At 64.0% G+C, this 7992-nt stretch carries 9 protein-coding genes; 5 read left to right on the forward strand and 4 right to left on the reverse strand.

Annotated elements, in window-relative coordinates; all coding sequences use genetic code 11:
• Nucleotides 1–73 precede the first annotated feature (73 nt).
• Both LH475_RS10390 and LH475_RS10395 read right to left on the reverse strand, forming a co-directional pair.
• Entirely contained in the window at nucleotides 74–1312 is a 1239-nt protein-coding gene (locus LH475_RS10390) for an HRDC domain-containing protein (RefSeq protein ID WP_196843904.1), read from the reverse strand.
• Complete coding sequence (locus tag LH475_RS10395; protein WP_196843903.1) at nucleotides 1305–1895, reverse strand: DUF3000 domain-containing protein; 591 nt, start codon at nucleotides 1893–1895, stop codon at nucleotides 1305–1307. Before LH475_RS10395 ends, LH475_RS10390 begins: the two co-directional genes overlap by 8 nt.
• A 34-nt stretch (nucleotides 1896–1929) precedes the next feature.
• On the opposite strand from LH475_RS10395, the gene LH475_RS10400 reads away from it, so the two are divergent.
• Nucleotides 1930–3300 carry an alpha/beta fold hydrolase gene (locus tag LH475_RS10400; protein ID WP_297413838.1) on the forward strand — a complete coding sequence of 457 codons (1371 nt, stop codon included), beginning with the start codon at nucleotides 1930–1932 and terminating at the stop codon, nucleotides 3298–3300.
• Here the strand turns inward: LH475_RS10400 and LH475_RS10405 are convergent.
• Nucleotides 3226–3657, reverse strand: a complete 432-nt coding sequence (locus LH475_RS10405) for a SufE family protein (protein WP_196843902.1) — start codon at nucleotides 3655–3657, stop codon at nucleotides 3226–3228. The two genes, LH475_RS10400 and LH475_RS10405, sit on opposite strands and share 75 nt — an antisense overlap.
• Complete coding sequence (locus LH475_RS10410) at nucleotides 3654–4559, reverse strand: sulfurtransferase (protein WP_196843901.1); 906 nt, start codon at nucleotides 4557–4559, stop codon at nucleotides 3654–3656. The genes LH475_RS10405 and LH475_RS10410 overlap by 4 nt, the downstream gene beginning before the upstream one ends.
• Before the next feature lie 139 nt (nucleotides 4560–4698).
• Between LH475_RS10410 and zapE the strand changes: the two genes are divergently transcribed.
• The 4 genes from zapE to LH475_RS10430 form a co-directional block, all read left to right on the forward strand.
• The gene (gene zapE, locus LH475_RS10415; RefSeq protein WP_196843900.1) at nucleotides 4699–5751 is read left to right on the forward strand and encodes a cell division protein ZapE; all 1053 of its coding nucleotides are present in this window, start codon (nucleotides 4699–4701) and stop codon (nucleotides 5749–5751) included.
• A gap of 181 nt (nucleotides 5752–5932) precedes the next feature.
• Complete coding sequence (locus LH475_RS10420) at nucleotides 5933–6082, forward strand: ammonium transporter (protein WP_196843899.1); 150 nt, start codon at nucleotides 5933–5935, stop codon at nucleotides 6080–6082.
• 210 nt (nucleotides 6083–6292) lie between these two features.
• Entirely contained in the window at nucleotides 6293–7513 is a 1221-nt protein-coding gene (locus LH475_RS10425; protein WP_196843898.1) for an ammonium transporter, read from the forward strand.
• Between the two features lie 154 nt (nucleotides 7514–7667).
• Nucleotides 7668–7992, forward strand: a 325-nt coding sequence (locus LH475_RS10430; protein ID WP_297413841.1) for a PadR family transcriptional regulator, incomplete at its 3' end; no start/stop codon positions are given.

A 7992-nucleotide genomic window follows, 5' to 3' on the forward strand; every position in this document is an offset into this window, starting at 1 on the left:
ACCAGAATCGGTCTGTTAGGTCTGATCCGATCCTAGGGTGGCGCAAAAAGCCCCCCGAATCGTTTGCCGGTTTCTACGACTCCAGATCAGACACCGGGTCAGCGGTTTGTGGAACTTCTACAAAAGCATCCGCTATTAATTGTGCGGTCACATCAATTTGCCAGCGTCGCGCCCCTAAATCGGCCAGGGCTTCCCCCACGGATGCCGCATCCGCCGGCTCTGGCGGTGACCAGGCCACCCGACGCAGGTAGTCCGGAGTCAGCAGATTCTCGAGCGGAATCTCCCGTTCGTCCGTGACGGTTTGGAGCGCCGCCCGTGCCGCCTTGTAACGAACGTCGGCTTCCGGATTGCGGTCGGCCCAAGCCCGGGGCGGCGGCAGGGTGTCATTGCTCGCCTTGAGCGCGGGCAGGTCGGCGGTCGCTCGACCGCGCTGAATGGCGGCCCACCAGCGGTCGAGTTCGTTGCGGCTCGCCCGTCCGTTGAACTCACGCAGGTCGGAGAGGGCCTGGCGGGTCGCGGGAAGAACGCGGGCGGCGGCGAGCAGTGAGGCGTCGGGAACGAGCCGTCCGGGGGACACATCGACCTCACGGGCGAAATCGTCGCGAGCCAACCACAATTCGCGGGCGACGGCCAGATTACGTTGGCCGCTCAGCGAGTGGATGCCCGACAGCCGCCGCCACGGGTCGACGCGGGCCGCTTTGGCTTCCTTGGCGAGGGTCGCAGCGAATTCCTGGTCGGCAATATCGGTCTTGCCGGATTCCACGAGCAGGTCGACCATGCGGTCACGCAGGTCGGGCAGCAGCTCGACGTCGAGGGCGGCGTAGACCAACCAGGATTCGGGCAGTGGCCGGGTGGACCAGTTCGCTGCGGAGTGCTCCTTCGCGAGGTGGATACCGAGCAGGCCTTCCACCACGGTGCCGAGGCCAACCCGCGGAATGCCCAGCAGCCGGGCGGCCAACTCCGTGTCGAAGATGCGTGCCGGGTCGAGCCCGACCTCCCGAAGGCAGGCGAGGTCCTGGCTGGCGGCGTGCAGAATCCATTCCACGTCGGCGAGGGCATCGTTCAGCTCTCTGAAGTCGCCGATCGGCGGCGGGTCGAACAGAAACGTTCCGGCGCCGCGACGATAAATCTGAATCAGATAGGCGCGTTGCGAGTAGGTGAAACCCGATGCCCGCTCCGCGTCAACCCCGACAGGCCCGTTGCCGGCGGCCAGGGCGGCTGTCGCGGCGACATAGGCCTCGCGGGTATCAATGACCCGATGCTGCACGACGGGCGACGCAACGACGCTCTGATTGGATGGCGATTCAGCCACGGGCTGCTCGGCGTGCTGACAACATGCTGACTCCTTCCCCAGCGGGAGGGAGTCCGGCAAGCATGCAGAGCAGCTCGCCCCACCCCTCGACGTGGGCGGTGAGATTGTGATCCAGGGGTGTCCACGACGCACGCAGCTCAATCTGCGCGCCATCTCCCTGTTTGGCGAGTTCGCCAAAGCCTGACGAGATTATTTTAGTCGCCGTTCCGGAGGCCGCAATGTACTTCGCTTTGCGGGAGTCCAGAGCATCAACGAGCCACGCCCAGGTGACCTCGGCCAGAAAAGGGTCGAGCCCGATCTCGACCTCGAGCGGAGCCTGCGCGAAACAGACCACGCGAAAGGCTCCGTTCCAGCCTTCGGGCTCGTCCGGGTCGTAGAGCAGAATGAACCGACCGGTGCCCAGCTCGGAGTCGCTTCCGTGCCGTGTTGGTCTGATATTGGCCGCCAGGGCGATTGAATACGGGGCGAGCTGGGCCGGCGCCGTGATCTCGGTGACGACTAATTCGGCCCGGCTCGTGGCGCGACGAATCGCGGTCAATGCCGCGGCAAACTCCGCGGGGAGCGATTGATGTGTTTCCGGCACGTCTGCAGACTAGAGTTTTTTCTGGGTGTTGTCCGTGAGGCACGCCGACCAGTCGGAGGTACACGTGCACGACCCACAGCCCCCAAGCAGGCGTCAAGCCGCTCGTCAGTGCTCCTCTCGGAACTCGATTCCGGCGTCAATCCTGGGCGTCACCGGCATCGTCGCAGCCGGCTGGGCTGTGGCACTCGTCGGTGCGGCCGGTGTGCTCGCGGCGGTCATGGCCAAAACTATCGTCACACCAGTGGCAACGCGCGACGACGATACCCGCGTCGTCGCGGTTGACCTAACGCGCCGTACGGTCACCCTGCAACGCCACCGCGATTCAGTACTGCCGGGCGACTACAGCTTCTTTTTCAGCGCCGGCACCGGCCATGCGCGGGTCGGTGAGATCACGACGCGCACGGCGACCACCGTCACTCGGCGCATCCTCAGCATCGACTACGGCGACCTCCAAGCCGCCCGCCGGGGCAGGTTCAGCGGCTGGCTCTACACGAGCCCCGACGATCTTGGTCTGGAGTGGACCGAGGTCAGTATTTGCACCCCCGTCGGGGCGGCGCCGGCCTGGCTCTTTCCAGCGGATGCTGCAGCGCCAGTCTGCAGTGCAGCATCCGCGGGCACCTCGGTAGCCGCAGGCCAGTGGGTCATTCAGGTGCACGGCCGGGGCGTACGCCGGGAGGAGGCGTTGCGGGCGGTGTCGGTGTTTCGTGCGGCCGACTACACGTCGTTGCTCATCTCGTATCGAAACGATGGAGACGCGCCGGCCAGTGCGGACGGCCGGTACGGTCTCGGAGACACGGAGTGGCCCGACGTGGAGGCCGCGATTGAGTACGCCGTCGACCACGGGGCCACGAGCATCGTGCTGATGGGCTGGTCAATGGGCGGTGCCGTGGTGTTGCAAGCGCTGACGCGAAGCGCACACCACGGGCTGATCGTGGGTGTCGTACTGGAATCTCCCGTGATCGACTGGGCCGACGTGGTCGCCGCCCAAGCGATCGATCGCAGACTTCCCCGGACGATCGCACGCGGCGCCCTGGTACTGATGGCGTCTCGGTGGGGCGCACGCTTCACCGGGCAGGCCCACCCGATCAATTTCGGTCGGCTGGACTTCGTCGCCCGCGCCCGCGAACTCCAGCGGCCGATTCTGCTCCTGCACAGCGATGATGACGGTTTCGTACCGGCCACCGGGTCGCGCAAGCTCGCCGACCGGCGGCCCGACATCGTGACCTTCGTCGCTTTCACGCAGGCGCGGCACACCAAACTGTGGAACTACGACCCCACCCGGTGGAACGCGGAAATCGCTGCCTGGCTGGCTCGGCTAGCCCAACGCTCATCAGGCGAGGCGCTCCCGAAGCTGACGTTTGGCCCGGCCGAGCATGGCGCTCATGCCGCGCAGGCGCAGCGGTGACACTGCCTCGCTCAGGCCGATCGACTGCGGATAGTCATCCGGAACCGCCAAAACCTGATCCGCGCTCAGGCCGTCGAGACCTTGGGCGAGGATAGACGCAAACCCGCGGGTGGTCGGCGACTCGCGCGGTGCCGTCGCGTGCAGATGGAACGCGCCGCCGACATCCAGGTCAACGAAGATGAAGACGGGCGACTGGCATTCGACGACGCGCTCGAGCAGATCGGGGTGATCCTGAAATTCCTGCGGAAGTTCAGGCAGATCGTTGGCGAACTCGAGCAGCAAGAGCAGGCGGTCTTTCTGCTCGAGAGCGAGAAAGTCCTCTTGGATCTCCGCCAGTTGGGCAGGCAGTGCGATCATCGACGCGGCGCCGGTGCGACGCCGGGTGCGGTGCCGACGACGATCGGCACCGCGACGGCGTTGCCCCACTCAGTCCAGGATCCGTCGTAGTTGCGCACATGCTCGAAGCCGAGCAGGTGGGTCAGCACGAACCAGGTGTGGCTCGACCGCTCACCGATGCGGCAATACGCGATCACGTCATCGCCATCGGCCAAACCCGCCTCGCCGCGGTAGATGCCGTCGAGTTCAGCGCGCGTCCTAAAGGTGGAGTCTGTGGCCGCTGCGCGGGCCCACGGCACCGACGCGGCCGTTGGAATGTGGCCGCCACGGAGGGCGCCCTCCTCGGGGTAGGCGGGCATCGTCGTGCGAGCGCCGCTGTATTCCTCGTCGGAGCGCACGTCGATGAGCGGGTTGCCGAAATGCCCGAGAACGTCCGCTTTGAAAGCACGAATCGGGGCATCAGTACGCTCGATCACCGGGTAATCCGTGGGTGTCACGGGGGAGGCATCCGTTGTCATGTCGCGCCCCTCGGCGAGCCACTTCGTGCGGCCTCCGTCGAGCAGTCGAACATCATCGTGGCCGAACAGGGTGAAAACCCAGAGGGCGTATGCGGCCCACCAGTTGCTCTTGTCGCCGTAGATGACGACGGTACTCTCGCGGGCGATGCCCTTACTGCTCATGAGCGCGGCGAAGGCGGCGCCCTCGATGTAGTCGCGGTTGATTTTGTCGTTGAGGTCGGTGTGCCAGTCGATTTTGACCGAGCCCCTGATGTGGCCCACTTCGTAGAGCAAGACGTCTTCGTCGGATTCGACCACGACCACTCCCGCATCCGTGCGGTGTTCGGCCAGCCAGTCGGTGGAAACCAGTTTGGAGGGGTTAGCGTAGGCGGCAAACTTCTCGGTCGTGTCGAACGGGGCGGTCATGTTACCTCCAGGTGGGCAGCGGATGCATACGGATTCGGGTTGACCGCGGATTAGGCTTGTCTGTGCCCACCCCATAAATCTACGCGGTGCCGGCACCCAGCGCATTCGCAGCAAGAAGAACGAGAACGGGCGTTTCAGCATGGCACCAGAGGCCCATCAGCAGGCACACCACACAGTTCCGCAACTGGCAGATCGTACCCCGAGTATCACGGGTCGTGAAATCGTGGCCGAACTGGTGCCGCCTCCCCAGTTTGAACACGCCTCCTTCGAGAACTACCGGCCCGATCATGACTACCCGTCCCAGGTCGCGGCCGTGGAGAAGCTTCAGGAATTCGTCAATCCCCGGCCTGCCGGATTCTTCTCCCGTCGACGCCAGGCCAAGGACGACCTGCCCGGCATCTACCTCGACGGGGGTTTCGGTGTGGGCAAGACGCACCTGCTCGCGGCCCTGTGGCATGCCGCAACCGGCCCCAAGTATTTCGGTACCTTTATCGAGTACACCGCCCTCGTGGGGGCGCTCGGCTACCAGGAGACCATCAAGGAGCTGCGCAGCGCGAAGCTCATCTGCATCGACGAGTTCGAGCTCGACGATCCGGGCGACACCATGGTGATGACCCGGCTGCTCGGCGAACTGGTCGCAACCGGTACGCGGGTCGCCGCCACGTCGAACACCCCGCCCAACTCTCTCGGCGAGGGCCGGTTCGCCGCGCAGGACTTTCTGCGCGAGATCTCGGCAATGAGCGCCAACTTTGAGACGCTCCGCATCGACGGCCTCGACTACCGCCGCCGCAATGTCACCGGTCAGGCGGTCGCGGTCGAGCCCGACGCGCGTGAGCACCTGGTCAACACGTTGCTCACACGTGGTTCGAAGGTCACCGAAGATGACTTTGGAGCCCTGATTCGTCACCTCGGCACCGTGCATCCCTCGAAATACGTCAAGGTGATTCGCGATGTTGAGGTCATTGCTTTGCGCGGTGTCTTTCTGCTGACCGATCAGTCGGACGCCCTGCGCCTCGTGGCGTTCATCGACCGGGTCTACGACGCCGAAATTCCGATCGTTGCGAGCGGTCGCCCACTCAACGAGGTATTTGACGACGAGATGATGGCCGGCGGGTACCGAAAGAAGTACCAGCGGTCCCAGTCGCGTATGGTCGCCCTCACCACGGGAGAGTTGCCGCCGCACGCAGACTGATCGCACCGAACTCGGGCACGGAAACACGCATTTAACATTCCGTCCCGAGCTGTTGCCTGCCGGAAGCATTCGCCGCCGGCGTCTGAAACCGACTCCCGGAATGCTTTCGCCCAATTGACTTACCGGGCGGGAGGCAACTGGGCAGATCGGGCGCGATTGCCGATCGGGCCGAGTTCGACCCGTGCCCGACTTCGCCAGCGGCACGGTCGTACGCATGAAAGCCGGAGCATCCGGACTCGAACTCGCGCTCATGCTGGGCAACCGGGTCGAGTTCAGGAAGGGCCTGTCCAAACCGCACCCGACGAGTACGTACGCGATGCCTTCTGAGTGATCAGGCTGTGATGCACCCGGCTTTTCGATATGTAACGTGCGCGAAACACCCCGGTGCGCTCGTTGAAACGTCGAGCGGCAATACTGATGCGAGCCGAGGAGGGAGCTGCGAACGATCCGTTTGTGAAATTACTCCTTGCTCCGCACAGTATTCCTTATCTCACACCAGCATTTGCACACTCAGCATATTCGAGACGCGTAAGGACAATCTATGGATACCGGAAGCATTGCATGGGGGCTGACAGCCACCGCACTCGTGTTGTTCATGACGCCAGGTGTCGCCTTCTTCTACGGAGGACTGGTCAAGGCCAAGAGCGTCATCAGCATGATGATGATGAGCTTCGGTGCACTGGGCCTCATCAGCGTCCTGTGGATTCTCTACGGCTACAACATGAGCGTGGCCGGCAGTGTCACGGCTTTCTCCGGCAATCCGTTCTCTGACTTCGGACTGGGTGCGATGGCGATGGGGGAGACCGGCAGCACCGATCTTCTTGGTGCCACCTACGGTGCAACCTTCGCCATCATTACCGTCGCGCTCATCAGCGGCGCCGTCGCCGACCGGGCCAAGTTCGGCTCGTGGATGATCTTCGCGGGCATCTGGGCAACCCTGGTCTACTTCCCCGTCGCAGCATGGGTGTGGGGTGGCGGCTGGATCATGAATCTCGGAGAAACGTTGGGCCTGCCCGGCGTCATCGACTACGCCGGTGGAACCGCGGTGCATATCAACGCCGGTGCCGCCGCCCTCGCCCTCGCCCTGGTTCTCGGCAAGCGCGTCGGATTTCAGAAGGGCATCACCAAGCCGCACAACGTGCCGCTCGTGCTCATCGGCGCGTCCATTCTCTGGTTCGGCTGGTTCGGCTTCAACGCCGGCGCTGAGTGGCTGAATGGCCTCGCCAACGTCGGCATCATCGTCGTCAACACCCTCGGCGCGACCGCGGCAGCAATCCTCGGCTGGATGGTCGTCGAGAAGTTCAAGGATGGCAAAGCTACCTCTGTGGGTGCCGCATCCGGTGCTGTCGCAGGTCTCGTGGCGATCACGCCGTCCTGTGCCAACCTCGAGCCAGGTTGGGCGCTCCTCCTCGGTGCCGTCGCCGGTGCTGTCTGCGCCCTCGCCGTTGAACTCAAGTTCAAGCTCGGCTTCGACGACTCCCTCGACGTTGTGGGTATCCACCTCGTGGGTGGCATCATCGGTACCCTGTACCTCGGCTTCTTCGCGATCGACACCGGGTTGTTCACCGGTGGCGGCCTCGGCCAGCTCACCGTGCAGGCCATCGCTGCCTTCTCGGTTCTCGCTTACTCCTTCGTCGTCGCCTACCTACTCGGCCTCGCTATTGAGAAGACCATCGGCTTCCGCATCAAGAACGAAGACGAACTGGCCGGAATCGACACGAGCGTGCACGGCGAAGACGGCTACGCCCTCGAGCGTGTCTAACTCACAGCAGTCGTAGATTCAAGCGTCCGTCCCACAGGGCGGCGAGCCGGCAGCGGCTATCCAGCCAAAGCCTCCTCGCCGCTCTGTGTCGTGCGCCGACTCCAAGCGGATGCCGCAGCCTGACTGACTATACATTGCGTGCTTAGTCGGGCGGGTGGACAACTCTTTGACACTGCTGGGGCTACTGAGCATCGAGCCGAGCTACGGCTACGACCTCAAGCACAGCTGCGATAAATTCTTCGGCTCCCGCAAGCCACTCGCGTTCGGTCAGGTCTATGCGACCCTGGCCCGCATGATGCGCGACGACTTCATCACTGCCCTCGGTGAGGAAACGGGCGGAGGGCCCGACCGCAAGAAATACGCAATAACGCCAGCCGGCTGCATCCGCTTACAGAGTTGGATGTTCACCCCCGACGTACCGTCGGAGACGCTGCAGAGCAATCTGTTCGCCAAGATTGTGCTCGCCCTGCTCGTTGACA

This window comes from Cryobacterium sp. (genome assembly GCF_026786305.1).
Classification (GTDB): domain Bacteria; phylum Actinomycetota; class Actinomycetes; order Actinomycetales; family Microbacteriaceae; genus Cryobacterium.